16 protein-coding genes are annotated in these 16,762 nt (G+C 35.9%); 7 read left to right on the top strand and 9 right to left on the bottom strand.

Annotated features, from left to right (window positions below):
• Positions 1 to 109 precede the first annotated feature (109 nt).
• From BBF96_RS12845 to argS, 6 genes are all read right to left on the bottom strand, one after another.
• The gene (locus BBF96_RS12845) at positions 110 to 403 is read right to left on the bottom strand and encodes a chorismate mutase (protein ID WP_164731059.1); all 294 of its coding nucleotides are present in this window, start codon (positions 401 to 403) and stop codon (positions 110 to 112) included.
• Positions 403 to 1,281: a prephenate dehydrogenase gene (locus BBF96_RS12850; protein WP_127017539.1), complete on the bottom strand. Its 879-nt coding sequence runs from the start codon at positions 1,279 to 1,281 to the stop codon at positions 403 to 405. Before BBF96_RS12850 ends, BBF96_RS12845 begins: the two co-directional genes overlap by 1 nt.
• Entirely contained in the window at positions 1,281 to 2,321 is a 1,041-nt protein-coding gene (aroF, locus tag BBF96_RS12855) for a 3-deoxy-7-phosphoheptulonate synthase (RefSeq protein ID WP_127017540.1), read from the bottom strand. Before aroF ends, BBF96_RS12850 begins: the two co-directional genes overlap by 1 nt.
• On the bottom strand, positions 2,296 to 3,435 hold the full coding sequence (gene hisC / locus BBF96_RS12860; RefSeq protein WP_127017541.1) for a histidinol-phosphate transaminase: 1,140 nt from the start codon (positions 3,433 to 3,435) through the stop codon (positions 2,296 to 2,298). The genes aroF and hisC overlap by 26 nt, the downstream gene beginning before the upstream one ends.
• A gap of 173 nt (positions 3,436 to 3,608) precedes the next feature.
• Positions 3,609 to 4,898: a 3-phosphoshikimate 1-carboxyvinyltransferase gene (aroA, locus tag BBF96_RS12865; RefSeq protein WP_127017542.1), complete on the bottom strand. Its 1,290-nt coding sequence runs from the start codon at positions 4,896 to 4,898 to the stop codon at positions 3,609 to 3,611.
• 315 nt (positions 4,899 to 5,213) lie between these two features.
• The gene (gene argS, locus BBF96_RS12870; protein ID WP_127017543.1) at positions 5,214 to 6,917 is read right to left on the bottom strand and encodes an arginine--tRNA ligase; all 1,704 of its coding nucleotides are present in this window, start codon (positions 6,915 to 6,917) and stop codon (positions 5,214 to 5,216) included.
• A 471-nt stretch (positions 6,918 to 7,388) separates the two neighbouring features.
• Between argS and BBF96_RS12875 the strand changes: the two genes are divergently transcribed.
• The 4 genes from BBF96_RS12875 to BBF96_RS12890 all read left to right on the top strand — a co-directional run bounded on the left by BBF96_RS12875 (position 7,389) and on the right by BBF96_RS12890 (position 9,240).
• Entirely contained in the window at positions 7,389 to 7,574 is a 186-nt protein-coding gene (locus tag BBF96_RS12875; protein ID WP_164731060.1) for a hypothetical protein, read from the top strand.
• Positions 7,575 to 7,601: 27 nt separating this feature from the next.
• The gene (yedE, locus tag BBF96_RS12880; RefSeq protein ID WP_164731061.1) at positions 7,602 to 8,207 is read left to right on the top strand and encodes a YedE family putative selenium transporter; all 606 of its coding nucleotides are present in this window, start codon (positions 7,602 to 7,604) and stop codon (positions 8,205 to 8,207) included.
• 180 nt (positions 8,208 to 8,387) lie between these two features.
• Positions 8,388 to 8,621, top strand: a complete 234-nt coding sequence (locus BBF96_RS12885; protein ID WP_127017546.1) for a putative Se/S carrier protein — start codon at positions 8,388 to 8,390, stop codon at positions 8,619 to 8,621.
• Between the two features lie 97 nt (positions 8,622 to 8,718).
• A complete protein-coding gene (locus BBF96_RS12890) occupies positions 8,719 to 9,240 on the top strand; it encodes an ECF transporter S component (protein ID WP_127017547.1) in 522 nt (173 codons plus the stop codon).
• Positions 9,241 to 9,287: 47 nt separating this feature from the next.
• On the opposite strand, the gene gltX is transcribed toward BBF96_RS12890, so the two are convergent.
• Entirely contained in the window at positions 9,288 to 10,724 is a 1,437-nt protein-coding gene (gene gltX, locus BBF96_RS12895) for a glutamate--tRNA ligase (protein ID WP_127017548.1), read from the bottom strand.
• A gap of 380 nt (positions 10,725 to 11,104) precedes the next feature.
• On the opposite strand from gltX, the gene BBF96_RS12900 reads away from it, so the two are divergent.
• The 3 genes from BBF96_RS12900 (at position 11,105) to BBF96_RS17510 (ending at position 13,166) form a co-directional block, all read left to right on the top strand.
• A complete protein-coding gene (locus BBF96_RS12900) occupies positions 11,105 to 11,914 on the top strand; it encodes a ZIP family metal transporter (protein WP_127017549.1) in 810 nt (269 codons plus the stop codon).
• A 390-nt stretch (positions 11,915 to 12,304) separates the two neighbouring features.
• Positions 12,305 to 12,598, top strand: coding sequence for a hypothetical protein (locus BBF96_RS12905; protein ID WP_127017550.1), 294 nt, complete (start codon positions 12,305 to 12,307; stop codon positions 12,596 to 12,598).
• Between the two features lie 157 nt (positions 12,599 to 12,755).
• A complete protein-coding gene (locus tag BBF96_RS17510; protein WP_418655023.1) occupies positions 12,756 to 13,166 on the top strand; it encodes a GGDEF domain-containing protein in 411 nt (136 codons plus the stop codon).
• Between the two features lie 145 nt (positions 13,167 to 13,311).
• Here BBF96_RS17510 and BBF96_RS12915 read toward each other — a convergent pair whose 3' ends face one another.
• Positions 13,312 to 14,994, bottom strand: coding sequence for a sensor histidine kinase (locus tag BBF96_RS12915; protein WP_127017551.1), 1,683 nt, complete (start codon positions 14,992 to 14,994; stop codon positions 13,312 to 13,314).
• Positions 14,991 to 16,046, bottom strand: a complete 1,056-nt coding sequence (locus BBF96_RS12920) for an HD domain-containing phosphohydrolase (RefSeq protein ID WP_127017552.1) — start codon at positions 16,044 to 16,046, stop codon at positions 14,991 to 14,993. The genes BBF96_RS12915 and BBF96_RS12920 overlap by 4 nt, the downstream gene beginning before the upstream one ends.
• Positions 16,047 to 16,762 lie beyond the last annotated feature (716 nt).

The following is a 16,762-nucleotide window of genomic DNA, read 5'->3' on the forward strand; positions in this document are numbered from 1 at the left end:
GACATTCTTCACCTCCAGATCATTAAAATTGTTTTAATCATTTTACAATTTTACTGAAAAAGCCAATTTTTCGAACCATACTAAAGTTCGATTTCAGTCGAAATGCAGTTTAATCTTTCATTCGTTTTATATTAAATATTTCCTTCTGTAGCTCAATTGATTGCCTAAAAATTTCCTGAAAAATTGCTGTGATTTGCTGATTAGAAAAAGGGCCCTGGTTGTGTAAAAATAAATTTTGTAAAATTTCTTTTTCCCTTTTTGCATCTATTAAAGTATACCCAATCTCCATTTTCACCTGACCAATCTTTTGAACAATCCTACCTCGTATATTTAATAATTTTAAAATCTCTAAATTAATTTTATCCAATTTTTCTCTCAAAAATTGCAACTGTTCTTTTTTCATCATTTCTCCTCCTCAAAAAATTCTGTTCTAATTTGCCGGGCCTTAGAAAAATATTCAAATAACCCTTCCCTATCATCTCTAGAAAGCATCTTTTTTACTTCTATTAACTCTTCCAGAAAATGGTCTAAAATCTTTTTCAGTTTTTGACGATTTGATGAAAAAATATCTATCCAGATATTGGGCTGACTTGCTGCTATTCTGGTTGTATCTTTAAAACCTCCACCCGACAGACTTAAAACCTCATTTATATTAGTAAAATTCCTGCTTAATACATTTACTAATGCAGCAGCTACCAGATGTGGAAGATGACTGACATAACCAACCTGCAAATCGTGTTGCTCATGATCCATTATCACCACCCTGGCTCCAATCCTCTCTAACCACTGAGATAACTGTAATACTTCTGATCGTGGATTCTTTGCAAGCGGTATCAGAATAAATGGAGCGCCCTGAAAGAGATAAGGGTCACTCCACTCTACCCCTGCCTTTTCTGAACCAGCCATTGGATGTCCTCCTACAAAAACCAAATCGGGACGATCTTTTAAATATTCTTCAGCCTGTTTTATAATATCACTTTTTGTACTTCCTACATCTAAAATCCAGGCAGATTGCTTAATATAAGTTTTTATTTCCTTTAATACAGTACCAATGACTCCAACAGGAACAGCTAAAATGATTAAATCTGCATCTCTAACCCCTTCTTTTAAATCCAGAGTTCCCTGGTCAATAACCTTAAACTGCAAAGCCTTTTTTATTACCTCTGCATTAATATCAACCCCGACAATAGTTTTGCATAATCTCTGTTTCCGAAAGGCCCGTGCCAGAGAACCTCCTATCAACCCCACACCTACCACAGTCATTTGATTAATTACTTCCATTAAACCAACACTCCCTGGTCAAGAATATCGCGATCAATAGCCTTTGCCACTTTACTTACTTCTTGCATTAACAAATGAAAATTTTCCGGCGTTAGTGATTGGGGCCCATCAGAAACAGCCTTTTCAGGACAGGGGTGAACCTCTATCATTAATCCATCTGCACCGGCAGCAACAGCCGCTTTTGCCATGGGTGTAACCAGGTTCCATTTTCCCGTACCATGACTGGGATCAGCAATAATGGGTAAATGGCTTAATTGTTGGATCAACGGAATAGCACTAATATCTAAAGTATTCCTGGTAGCATCTTCAAATGTTCGAATTCCCCGTTCACATAAAATAACCTGGTAATTTCCTTCAGACATAATATATTCTGCAGCCATTAGCCATTCTTTAATGGTAGAAGCCATACCCCTTTTTAACAAAACAGGTTTATCCAGACGACCTACAGCCCGCAGAAGGGGGAAGTTCTGCATATTTCTTGCTCCAATCTGAATTATATCTGCATACTCATAAACCAGTTCCAGGTTTGTTAAATCCATCAATTCAGTAACAATTTTCAATCCGGTCTCTTCCCGGGCTTTTGCAAGCAATTTCAGACCTTTTTCACCCAGGCCCTGGAAACTATAAGGAGACGTTCTGGGTTTAAAAGCCCCTCCCCTGAGAATCTTTGCTCCAGATTTTTTAACCGCCCAGGCAGTGGTCATCAATTGTTCCTCATTTTCTACTGCACACGGGCCAGCCATAACTATAATTTCCTTCCCACCAATCTCAATATCGCCAACTTTAACAATTGTCTTTTCTGGTTTAAATTCCCGGCTGGATAATTTGTAAGGATTAAGAATAGGTACAACCTTTTCTACCCCATCCATAACTTCTATTGCCTCCATTACTGTCTCTTTTTGCTGTTGATCACCGATTGCTCCAATAATTGTCCGATGAGTTCCCCTTGAAAGATGAATGCCATAATTCAACTGTTTTAATCGTTCCACCACCTTTTGTACCTGTATATCTGAACTATTTTGTTTCATAACCACAATCATTTACTTTTTTCCTCCTTTCAGGTAATATCTCTATTAAAGCTGAAATAAATCTTTTATTTGCATTCTCTGTACCAATTGTGATCCTGATCCAGGTCGGTAATCCAAATATATTTCCCGGCCGAATGATAATTCCACGCATTAACAACTTCTCAAAAATTTCTTGTGCATCACAACCTGTATTAATTAGCATAAAATTACCCTGTGTGGGTATATAATCCAATCCAACTTTATCTAAATTCTGGTATAAATATTTTTTGCCCTGTTCATTTACATATCGACTTGTCAATACATGATTCTGATCCTGCAAAGCGAAAATAGCAGCTTTTTGAGCCAATAAATTTACATTAAAAGGACTCCGTACCCGATTCAACATATCAATTATCTCTGGATGTCCAATTCCGTATCCCACGCGAAGTCCTGCCAATCCATAAATTTTAGAAAAAGTCCTGAGCAAAAGAAGATTCGGATACTTATGAATAAGGTTCAAACCATCACAATAGGTAGGATCTGTTACATATTCTCGATAAGCCTGATCGATCACAACCAAAATATCAGTGGGAATTTGGCTTAGAAAATCTAATATTTCTCCCTGACCTACTATCGTCCCTGTGGGATTATTAGGATTACATATAAAGATTACTCTGGTTTTTCTAGTTACTGCATTTGCCATTTTTTTAAGATCATGAGTAAAATCTTTTCTTAAAGGAATTTCAACACTTTTTCCCCCGGCCGCCTGAACAGCCAATCGATACTTTATAAATGATGGATTAGCATAAATAACTTCATCTCCTGGCTCAACCAGAACTGCCATAATAAGATCAATAATCTCATCAGAACCATTCCCAATGATCAAATTTTCTTCTTCTAGATTATAGAACCGACATAAAGCCTGTTTAAGATAATAACAGTTGCTATCAGGATACTGATGAATCCCTTGAAGCCCCTCCCGGAGAAGTTTTAGTACCAGTGGGGAAGGACCTAACGGATTTTCATTTGAGGCCATTTTAATGATATTATCCACCTGATATTTTCTTTTAACCTCTTCAATAGGTTTACCAGGTTGATACCTACCAAGTTCTCTAACATTTTGACGCACCTTTCTCATCAAACTCATTTTCTTTACCTCCTTACTAACTTTTTTAAAAAAAACACTCCCCTGGTGGAGAGTGTTTAAGGACAATCAGTCTCCATTGAGACTAAATCCAGCAATTTGACTATATACTAATAACAACCCTACCATCCTACCATACCACCAGAGCCGTTAAATATCTTTTTAAATTTTAGTTATCAATACAAAGAGCGTAATATCTTTACAAATTCTGGAAAAGAAGTATTGATACATTGACTTTCCTGAATAATAATTTCAGAATCAGCTACTAATCCTGCAATTGCCAGGGACATGGCAATCCTGTGATCACCATAACTATGAACTTTCACTCCTCCCCTGATTCGAGCAGGACCTTGTACTACCATACCATCCGGTAATTCCTCTATCTCAACACCTAGTTTAGTTAACTCACTAGCCATTGCTTTAATCCGATCTGTTTCTTTTACCCTGAGTTCGGCTGCATCCCTGATAATTGTTTTTCCTTCTGCCTGGCTTGCTAAAACAGCAATAATCGGCAATTCATCAATCAGTCTCGGAATAATTTCCCCCTCGATTGTAATCCCATGTAATTTACTGCTTTTGACCAGAATATCTGCTACCGGTTCACCACTCATCTTACGAGGATTTAAAAATTCTATTTCCCCTCCCATCTTTTTTACCACTTCAATAAAACCGCTCCTTGTGGGGTTTAGTCCTACATTTTTCAATAATATTTCACTACCGGAAGTGATTAAGCCAGCCGTAATGAAAAAAGCTGCCGAAGAAATATCTCCAGGAATTTGAAGATCCTGAGGATAAAGTCGTTTTTCAGTTTCCCCAGATAAATGGATTTTGTTTCCATCTTTTTGTAAATCAACCCCAAATCCTATCAACATTCTTTCGGTATGGTCTCTTGATAATCCAGGTTCTATAAGATTAATATCTCCATCAGCATAGAGTCCAGCCAATAAAATCGCCGATTTTACCTGAGCACTGGCTACAGGCAGGGAATAATTTATACCCTGTAACTTACTCCCTTGAATACTCAAAGGAGCATACTTCCCTTTCCTGGCCCAGATTTTTGCACCCATCCTGTTTAAGGGTTCAATTACCCGATCCATTGGACGATGACGCAGGGAATGATCTCCAGTCAGGACGGTATAAAAGTTCTGTGGAGCCAATAAACCAGCCAATAATCTCATGGACGTTCCAGAATTCCCACAATCAATTACCTGCTCCGGCTCCTTAAGACCGTAAAGACCAACTCCTTCGATTATATATTCACCTGGTCTTATTTTCTCAATAGTAACTCCCATTGCCCGAAAAGCAGCAAGTGTGTTAAGACAATCTTCACTTTCTAAAAATCCCTTTACCCGGGTTTTCCCATCAGCTAAAGAACCTAAAATTATTGAACGATGGGAAATAGATTTATCTCCAGGTATAACTAACTCACCCTTTAATCGATTCAGTTGATTAATTTTCAAGTCCATTTTCTTTCACCTCCTTATTTAGTTTTTAACAAAAAACCACTCCCCCTGGTGGAGAGTGGTGTATAATAGAATTTATATCTAATTAATCTAAATTTAACCATAAAATCAGAACTTCTGGTCAAAATTATATCTTGCTTGCATAACCAATACATTTTTGACCAGACTTTCTTACTTAAATGCTAAACGGCAATTCTACTATACTACCATACCACCAGTGCCGTCTATAAGGTTTTTAACCAGTATATCATAATTATTAAACTAAATCAATCTATAAATTCGTTAAATTTCATAGAATTCCGTACTTCCATCTTGAATTTACATCTGATCAGGCGCCTTAATACCCAAAAGTTTTAATCCATTGCGCAAAGTAATCTTTACTGCTAGGGCCAGCGCCAATCTAGCTCTGGTCAAAGTCAGATCATCTGTAATTATCCGATGAGCATTATAGAAGGTATTGAACGCCGCAGCCAGACTAATTAAATATTTGGCAATTATAGAAGGTTCTAATTTTTGAGCAGCCTCCTGAATTTTAGCCGGAAACTCACCGACTGTTTTAATTACTGCCATCTCTTCCGGTTCTTTTAATTGATCAAAATCGATCTTATCCAGATCTAATTGCTCTTCACCTTTTTTCAGTAAGCTAGTAATCCGGGCATGGGTATACTGAAGATATGGACCGGTCTCACCTTCAAAGGAAAGAATTTTATCATAATCAAATGGTACATTTTTAATCCGTGTATTCTTCAGATCAGCAAAGAATACAGCACCAACACCAACCATTTCGGCTACTTTATCTTTCTCTTCAAGACCTGGGTTCTTTTCTTCTATCACTTCTCTTACCCGACTAACTGCTTCATCTAATACTTCTTCAAGAAAGATTACTTTTCCTTTCCGGGTGGACATTTTTTCACCACTGAAAAGATAAAGACCAAACGGTACATGAACACATCTGTTGGCCCATTCATATCCCATTAATTCCAGTACCTTAAAGACCTGCTTGAAGTGAAGGGTCTGTTCCTGTCCAACCACATAAAGAGACTGGGTAAAACCGAAACGTTCATAGCGGTCGATGGCAGCCGCCAAATCCCGGACAGCATAGAGTGTAGTACCGTCCTTTTTCTTGACTATAAATGGCGGCATATCGTATTCGCTCAGATCTACAATCATTGCGCCTTCGCTCTCCTGAAGCAAACCCATCTCTTCAAGACGGGCAGCAACCTCATCAGCTTTTTTACTGTAAAAACTCTCGCCGGAATATTCATCAAACTCAATTCCCATCCGATCGTAAATCTTTTTCAACTCATCAATGGTGATCTTGCGGAATTTTTCCCACAGCTTCCGGGCTTCAGGGTTACCTTCTTCCAGGCGCCTAAACCAGGCTCTTGCCTCTTCATCCAACTCCGGATTTTTCTCAGCCTCTTCATGAAATTTGACATATAACTTCAAAAGCTGTTTAATGGGTTCCTGAGATAAATCCACTTTATTACCCCAAAGTTTATAGGCGTAAATTACTTTCCCAAACTGAGTACCCCAATCTCCTAAAAAGTTAATCCCCTGAACTTCATAACCCAGATATTCAAAAATGTTTTTCAAAGCTCCTCCAATTACTGTAGAACGAAGATGGCCAATGTTAAAAGGTTTAGCAATATTAGGTGATGAGAAATCAATAACAATGGTTTTATTGGCTCCAATCTGTTGAGAACCGTAATCATCAGGATGGCGCAATACCTGATCCAATACCTGACGGGAAAACTCTGACTTTTTGATGAAAAAATTGATATACGCCTCAATCTGTTGAATATCTGCTATCACTCCCCGGGGTTCAAGTTTTTCTTTCAGCTCTTCAGCAATTTTTACCGGGTTTTTCCGCAAATATTTAGCCAATTTAAAACATGGAAATGCATAATCTCCCATCTCTGGTTTAGGCGGAACTTCAATCATCTCTTCTAAATCCAATTCCAATCCTTCAGGTAGTTGCTCAGCTAATAAAAGAGCAATCTCACGTTTAAAATCTTGCATTATCAGTCCCTGGTTTAAAAAACCAGGTATACCTCCTTTCTCTTAAAGAAAAAAATTTATAGTTTTGCTATATTATTGAATATATATATCATGCATATTCTAGATATGTAAAAACTTCATTATTAATAAGTGTAACTGATTTGCGCCCGTTTTACAAGTCCTGATAAAAAAATAATGGTTATACTGCAAAAAGCTAATTTTAAGCAACATAGAAATTTTTCGATAAACCATCTTAACGAGATTTCAGTCGAACTTTAGATGGTTCGAAAAATTTCTTTTAAAGAAAAATTAGCTTTTTGCAGTAAAATCATAATTAATATAAATCAGGAGGTTGATTTAAAATGGATAAGCATCATAAGTTCATTATCATTACAGATCTTATTATCGGGTTTTTTGAATCCTTATTAGTCAAGTTTGAAAACCCGGGGTGGATCTGAAACTGTACTCTGTCTTCTCTTTGGTGCTTTTATGATGATCGGTGCTATGGTCTTTTTGAGATGTCCTTTAAGGACGATTTTACGTCTTGCAGGCGGTGATTTGAATGCAATAGGTGATATGTTGGATTTTGTCTTTCGTATAGTTATAGGAACCATCTATCTTAAAAAGGGTTTTACCCTGAGTAAACCTATTTCATCTGAAAATCAGGTCAGCGGTTAGGTCTTTCCTATATAGATGATTTGCTTATTGATTCTGTTGATTGTTAAACCGGCATTTATCGCCTTCAGTCAGGCTGGCCCTGGTTCTTTATCTGCACCTATTTTGCTGAGCCTGTTCGTAGGCCTCATCGTTGGATTTCTTGTTCAAAGCACAGGGTTTTGTTTTACTGGAGGATATCGAAATCTTATATTTGGTAAAAACCCTCATCTATTTCAGGGATATCCGATGACTTTTGTAACTGCTCTGTTCTTTAATTTGATCTTTGGCCAATTTAAACTGGGTTTTGCTAATCAGCCCGCTGCCCACAGTGATTACCTCTGGTCTTTTTTGAGTATGACTCTGGTAGGAATCTGTGCTACTTTTGCAAGTGACTATCCACTCCGGCAATTGATCAAATCTACAGAAGGAAATCTGGATTCTGTTATAACCGTCTTCGGAATGATTCTGGGCACAGCTTTCGCACATAATTTCGGCCTTGCCAGCAGTGGGAAAGGTACCACCGCTAACGGTCAAATCGCAGTTATCATCGGACTGGTTACTGTCCTGGTAATCGGGTACTTCTGCAAAAAGCTAATTTTGAGTGACATAGAAATTTTTCGCCAAATCATCTTAGCAAGATTTCCGACGAAATAAGGCCTCATCACAGGAGGTGATGAGCTAATCAAGGGCCAGGAGGGCCCTTTGATTAGGAAGCCTTATTTCGGCGAAAATCGAGCTTTAGATGATTCGAAAAATCTCTCAAAAAGTGAAAAATTAGCTTTTTGCAGTTTAACCATAAATTGATTTCACAAAAACTCTGAAAGGTACGATATTATGTCAAGAGAATATCTGGTATTCACTTTTCCTTCTACATACCACGCTCTGAGAGCAGAAAAAGCCCTTAAGGAAAATGGTTATCATAACTGTGGTGAAGTCATCAGGGTTAAACCAGAAATAAAATTAGAAATTCAAAAAATTTTAGAAGAGGTTGGTATAAAAATCGAAGCTATTCATCTTATTAAGTCCCAAAAAAAGCATATTCTAATAGATAATTTTTTCGGATTTTAAGCCTAAATTGGACTTTTTTTCTTTTTAAAAGGAATTTCACCGATATATGTCGAATACCATTATTATACAAATAAACATTTTATAAGGAGGACTTGTTATGAGTTACAAAATCTACTTTGTAACCCGGACCGCTCTCCTGTTAATTATAACTATCATCCTACAAATGATAGCTTTGCCTCAATTTCTGATAGACCCTCTGGTTAATATGATGATTTTTCTTGCAATTATTCTGATAGGGCCATACAGTGCAGGCATGATTGGACTTCTTACTCCCTGGATTGCTTTTAAGAACGGAACCTTACCACTTCCTTTAGAACCAGCTATTCCATATATCATCTCAGGAAATCTAGTAATGATCGGTATTTTTGAATATTTCTATCGAAAAAAATATTCATATAAATTATATAATATCCTCATAATCCTCCTTAGCTCCCTGGCCAAATTTTTAGTCATAACACTATCCGTCGAATATTATTTAGAACTTCCAGAAACAGTAATTAAAACAATCCAGTTACCACAATTAGTTAATACAATTATAGGTGGAGTATTAGCTATAATTATCTCTAAAATATTAAGAAAATTAGGAATTAAAGATCTGGATTTGCTAAACCTGAAATAGACTTAAAAAACCTCTACTTCTTTTTAAAGAAATAGAGGTTTTTTTATTTAAATCCAATGACTTAACCGCTCAATTGCCCTTTCTTTGCCCAATCCACAAATCAGAAGTTTTAAGTCAGGGCCATGTTGTTGACCTGAAACCGCAAGGCGGATTGGCATATAAAGCAATTTCCCCTTGACACCTGCTTCTTTTCCGGCAACTTTAATTAATTCCTGGAAATTATCAGGAGTAATTTTTTCAACACTTTCAAATTTTTCTTTAAGTACTTTAAAGAGTTTTCTGGAAGAATCCAGTTCAAGTAATTCTAGAGATTTAGGATCAGTTACCTCAAATTTATCACGATAGAAAATCTCCATCTTATCAGTAATCTGAGCCAGATAATCCAGATCTTGATAAACAGCTTCCACCATCCATTTAAACCGCTCTTCATCTTCAGGAATAGTGTAACCTGCATTTTCAAGATAAGGTTTAACCATTTCCACTATCTCATCCAGCTCTTTAGAACGAATATACTTACCATTCATCCAATTAAGCTTTTCTATATCAAAGACACCTGCTGAATCATTAACCCGGTCTAAAGAAAATCTCTGTTCCAGTTCTTTTAAAGTAAAGAATTCTTCCTCAGTCCCTGGATTCCACCCTAATAGAGCAAGATAATTAATTAAAGCTTCAGGCAAGTATCCTTTATTAAGATAATCTTCTACTGATACATCACCATCACGCTTGCTTAATTTCTTACCTTCAGTATTAACTAACAATGGAATATGGCCAAACTTTGGCGGTTCCCATCCAAAGGCCTCATAAAGAAGAATGTGTTTAGGCGTACTGGGAATCCATTCATCAGCTCTTAGAACATGAGTAATACCCATATGGTGATCATCAATAACTACTGCCAGATGATAGGTAGGAAATCCATCTGATTTGAGAAGAATTTGATCATCAATGTTATCAGTCTCAAAAGTAGTAGGACCGTGAATCAAATCGTTAAAAGTAATAGTCCGTCCAGAGGGAACATTAAGACGAATTACATAGGGTTCACCTGCATCCAGACGTTTTTGGACTTCTTCTTTAGAAAGTTTTAAACAACGCTTATCATATTTAGGGGCCTGACCAGATTCAATCTGCTTTTTCCGCATTTCGTCCAATTCCTCTTTGCTACAGAAACAATAATAAGCATGTCCTGTCTCTACTAATTGTTTAGCATATTTTTGATATAAATGTTTCCGTTCAGACTGGATATATGGCCCATAATCTCCACCCTGTACGGGCCCTTCATCAAATTCCAGATTAACCCTTTTAAAAGTATTAATCATTTTTTCAATAGCATCTTCTACTAACCGCTCACGATCAGTATCTTCAATCCGCAAAATCACCTTACCATTGTTTCTTCTGGCAAAAAGATAGTTATATAAAGCTGTTCTTAAACTTCCAACATGAAGATAACCTGTTGGACTGGGTGCAAAACGGACCCTTACCTCAGACATCCTTATAAACCTCCTTTTACTTATAATATGATTCTACTGCAAAAAGCTAATTTTGAATGATATAGAAATTTTTCATTAAACCATCTTAGTGAGATTTCAGTCGAACTTTAGATGGTTCGGAAAATCTCTTTTGAAGCGAAAAATTAGCTTTTTGCAGTAGAATCATATATATACATTCTTCATTATTATAGCATTAGTATTTTTTCTCTGTCAATTTTTCGTTTAGTTTAACCCTTTTCTAAGTCTTTCATCCCTTCTCACTTTCTGTTCTATTAATATTGACTTCGCGGTTTTATATAAAAACCCCTTTTCACAATCACACTTACTTCCTTATTTTCATACTATGTCAGTGTACCTTATACTAAAGAGGAGGAATGTTCATGATAGACTACCTACAGCAATTTAATATTATTCACCTCGGAATCATGGCAAGTCTTATAGCAGGGCTGGCTACAGGGGTTGGTGCCGTCCCCATCTTTTTTAAAAGAAAATTTTCTAAAAAATATCTGGATTGTTCTTTAGGTTTCGCGGCCGGGGTCATGTTAGCAGCCACTTCCTTTAGTCTTATCTTACCTGCAATTGAAGCAGGAGGTGGTGGAATCAAAGGAGCTACCATCACAGTTCTGGGGATGCTTATTGGAGGAATTTTTCTCGATCTTTTAAATAAATTTTTCCCAGATACCAACCTTTTGACCAACTCACGTTTAAATGGAAATGGAAACTCTCATGAACCCATCAACGGAAAAGCACTAAAAAAAGTCTGGCTCTTTGCCATAGCTATTACCCTACATAACTTCCCAGAAGGTCTCGCAGTAGGTGTTGGTTTCGGAGATGGTAATATTGCTAATGGTCTTAGTTTAGCTATCGCTATTGGCTTACAGAACATACCTGAAGGATTAGCAGTAGCCCTACCCTTTTTAAAAGAGAAATTCTCTCCAACCCGGGCATTTCTCATCGCACTGACAACTGGCCTTGTGGAACCTATAGGTGGTCTATTGGGGGTAGGTTTAGTATCAATAGCAAAACCCCTGCTTCCCTTAGGCCTGGCTTTTGCAGCAGGTGCCATGCTCTTTGTCATTGCTTCTGAAATTATCCCTGAAACCCAAAAAGGCATATCTTCCAAGATGGCAACCCATTTTCTTTTAATCGGTTTCGTTATTATGATGTTCCTTGACAATGTATTGGGCTGATAGAAAAAGCACTTGTCAGTTAAAGAATCCGACAAGTGCTTTTTATCCATAGATGATTTTACTGCAAAAAGCTAATTTTTCGAATCATCTAAAATTCGATTTCAGTCGAAATAAGGCCTCATCACCTCCTGTGATAAGGCCTTATTTCGACTGAAATCTTACTAAGATGGTTAAACGAAAAATTTCTATGGCGCTCAAAATTAGCTTTTTACAGTTTAATCGTATTTATATTTATAAGAATAAGGTGATAGTAATGCAAAAAGTCAATTTAGCCTTTTTCAAATAATTAGAAAAAAGAGCATCTATCTATCGTTGGATTATGTTAGTTTTTATCGCCCCAATTGCCTATAAGTTAAGTAAATTTCATGAAAACGCATTTTTAGTCTTATATTGGCCTGTATTTATACTACCCTTGTTACTATTGCAGCTTATAACAAAAAGGACCGGTTCAGTATTGTTCTTAAATCCACTATGTATGTTGATATATTACTGATTAATCTTGTTCTCTGTGCCAGAGGCGGCCTACGTTCTGATTCTTACTTTCTTTATTTTATCGTCATTTCATACAATGGTATCAAATATGGTTTTCGAGGTACTATCTATACTCTAATCTTTTCTACCATTACATCTTTTTATTTTACCCCGCCGGAACAAATTCAATTGAATTTAGAGTCATTTATTTAATCTTCACTGCTATAGAGGTTTATGAAATGAAACCGAAAAATACTCGCAAGTCAGTTTCGGGAAAAGAAAGCCCGCGACCTGACCTCCAAAAATCCTTTAACTAATTTACCTAACCGCCTGCTTTTAAAAAGACACTTTAAATAAATGATATCTGACCATAAAAAATAAAAAACCTTTTGCCATAATATTATTTGATTTAGATAATTTCAAAAGGGTCAATAATACTAAAGGTCATTTCTTCAGTGATCAGGTTTTAAAAGCCCTGGCAAGAATACTCAAAAAGCATATAACCGATAAAGATTTTGCCTGCCGCTTCGGTGGAGAAGAATTTCCCGTTCTTTTCGCTAACACGGATTTAACTACAGCTTATCAACACGCCAATCGAATTCGTGAGGAATTCGTCTCTAAAAATTTTGAAGGTAAAACTATTATTATTAGTGATGGAATTAACCTTTATCAGAAGGATTATTCCATCATTGAAAATATCAACTTTGCTGATGAAGCTATGTATACAGCCAAAAATGCAGGAAAAAACCGGATTATCACTTATCAAGATTTAGTAAAATAAATCCCCAAAAAAAGACAAGCCCGGATACAAAATGATTTAAAATTAATTTGCTCAACCTTTAACCTCTTATATTAAGATTATTCTTTTTTTGTTCCGCTCTATACTCAAAAAAAGCAAAAAAAAAGAGTTATTAGGAAATCTTTTCCTATATCTCACCAAAAGTATTGTTTATAGGCAGTTCTATGGTAAAAGCAGTTCCTTTACCCACTTCGCTCTCAACACTAATTTTACCATTATGTTTTTCTATAATTTTACGACATATTGATAATCCAAGGCCTGTACCAATTCCCTTTTCTTTAGTTGTAAAACCAGGATCAAAAATTCTATGTAAATTTTCAGGGGGAATTCCGATCCCGTTATCTCTAATCTGGACAAAAACTTTATCACCTTTAGCCCAGGTTTTTATCCATATATCCCCGTTATTCTCAATAGCCTGTGCAGCATTAACTATTATATTCATAAAGACCTGATTTAATTGATTGGGAAAACATTTGACAGGCGGAATCTCACCAAACTCTTTATGTACCTTAATCCGGTGTTTGAGCAAATTATGTGAAAGTATCAGTACACTTTCTATTCCATCGTGGAGAGATACTTCCTGAAATTCAGCATCGTCCAGGCGGGAAAAGTTTTTCAGTTGGCGTACGATTTTAATGATCCTATCACAGGCTAATTTATTGGTATCATTAGCTTTTTTAAGTTTATCAAACATCTGTGCTACTTTTTCATTATGTTCTAAATCCAGCTCCTCTTTGAGAAAACCAATCACCATTTCAATAATATCGGTATTGCTATTAATGGCTCCTAGCGGTGTATTTATTTCATGGGCCACACCAGCTGTCAACTCACCCAAAGATGCCATCCTTTCCGATTGAACCAGCTGGATCTGGGTATCCTGAAGTTGCTTCATAGCATCTTCTAAATTCTCATTAAGAAATTTTAGCTCTTCTGTTTGAGCTGCCAATTTTTTAGCCTGCTGAGTTAACTGTTGGTTCTTTTCTTCCAATCGTGCCTGTTTATCCTCCAACAATTTGACAAAACGCTTTGTACTATCCATCACCATATTAGTGGCTTCTGCTAAGTCTTCTACCTCTTTATAGGTCTTTTTAAATGTTATACGCTCTGTCAGATCATCTTCAACCCGTGCAACCATTCGGATTTTTTGTGCCAATATTTCCAAAGGTCGAACAATTCGCATCATCATAATCCGGGTTACCCCAAGATTAAATATAAAAACGGCAATAATTAATAAGATAATTATTAGAATCATTACATCAAAAATTCTCAGCCATATATTAGGATTAAGTTTGGCGACAAAAATCCCTGCCATCTCACCTTTACTATCCCAAATAGGTGTATAAGCAATAATATTATATGGTCTTTTAACATACTCAATCTTACCGCTAAATTGATATTTTTCCAATCGATTCATTACTTCAGGCGAAATTTGATAGGAGGTAAAAAGTTCATCTTTACTATCAATAATACTGACCATCTGACCATTCAATTTTTTTATAATTGAAAATTGGATTACACCATTCTCCCAGAACCAGGAAAATGTCTCTTTTAATTTTCTGGTAATCTCTTTATATTCAGGACCTGTAAAATCGTCCATAGAATTAATTTTATTTAAATCATCCCCATCTACCAGATTCAAACAAACTTTTCCAAAAATCTCGGTAATTATTAAGGTTCCAGACATAACAAACTGATATGCAAACCATATATAAATACCTACCAGCAGAATAAAAATAAAGAGAAACTCTATTCCAATAATACGCCTGATTTTTTTCTCTAATGCCCGTTCATTCTTTTTCCACTTTTTCATATTTTAATCTCACCCTCCTGGATCAATTCAATAAGAATTCTAACAACATCTTGATCCAGTTTCCCACCTGCTGCTTCTTTTTGTAATATTTCAATACACTGCTCAATTGGTAATTTAGAACGATAAGGTCTGTCTGAATAAAGGGCATCAAAGATATCTACTACTGTTAAAATTCTAGCTTCTAGACAAATCTCATCCCCTTTTAAACCATCGGGATAACCGGAGCCATCTAATTTTTCATGATGACTGCGTATAAGCTGACGGATTTTAGCTAATGTTTTTAAAGGTTTACAGATTTCTTCACCGATCACCGGATGAGTTTTTATAATATCAAATTCTTCATCAGTCAGCTTACCCGGCTTATTTAAAATCGCTTCTGGAACACCTATTTTACCAATATCGTGGATTAGTGCTGCTGTTCCCAGAATTTTAAGTTGCTCTTCACTTAAATCAAATCTCTCACCCACTTTTAATGCCATCTGTTTTACTCTTTCAGTATGATCTTCGGTATATTTATCCTTAGCTTCAATAGCTTTGGCAAAAGAGATAATTACATTCTCAATATTTTCCTTCTCCTGTCTATATTCTTCTTCAAGTAAATTATATAAACGGGTAATTTCATCTTTTGATTTTTTCAGTTCTTCAACCTTTTCTTTAAGTTCATCAATCAATATCTTCTTTTCCAGACCATTATATATGATTTTTACCAGTTCCTCATTATTCCAGGGTTTTTCAATGTAATAATATAGTCCAACTTCATTAATCGCTTTGATTGCACTCTCTTTATCAGCACAGCCGGTAAGAAGAATCAATACAGCATCCTGGTTAATCTCTTTCACACGGCGCAAAAACTCCAATCCAGTCATACTGGGCATTAAAAAATCAGAGATAACCAGATCTATCTCTTCTTCTTTAACATATTTAAGCCCCACCTCAGGGTCATTAGCAGTTAAAACCCGTAAATCTGTGGTCAGTTCCAGATATATGGATATACTTTCTGTAATCATTACTTCATCGTCAACAACCAAAATAGTTCTTGTTTTTTTGCTCATAACAAATCACCTCCTTCTTTACTGCAATAACTTATGCAATTCTACATAAATAGAGTTTTTTCCTCTCTTAAATCCAAAAATCATCAAAAAAAAACGCCTCCCTAAAACTGCTTTATTAAAATTATGATTAAACTGCAAAAAACTAATTTTAAGCACCATTAAAATTTTTTGTTTAATCATTTTAGTTAAAATCGAACTTTAGATAGTTCGAAAAATTTCTTTATAAAGCGAAAATTTGCTTTTTACAGTAAAATTAATTATCAGATAAAAAATAATAACAAAACCAGGGCTTAAAAAAACCCTGGTCCTAAGATATTAATGATTCCGTTCATATTCATTGAGTTCTGTCAACAGAGAATTAAGATCAACTCTGGAAAATCTGGCAGCATCACCGATGCTGAAATTGGCCATACTACCTCAGCCAAATACTTTAATCCGATGTTTTTCAAAGACTTTTTCTATACCGGGTACATTAAAGACTACATCGGAAATTTTATCTTCGGCATGAATCAAAATATCACCTCCCTTCTTAGTTTATGAGTTCGACAAAAAATTAACCTGTATATTTTTTTACAATTTATTTTATGATTAAACTGCAAAAAACTAACCATCTTAATAAGATTGAAAGAGAAATAAGGGGCTGTCTCAAAAGTAATTAATTACTTTTGGGCATGGCCCCTTTTTTCATTGTTCATTTTAAATTCATTGAAAATTTT

Origin of the sequence: Anoxybacter fermentans (assembly GCF_003991135.1) — a bacterium.
GTDB classification, from domain to species: domain Bacteria; phylum Bacillota; class Halanaerobiia; order DY22613; family DY22613; genus Anoxybacter; species Anoxybacter fermentans.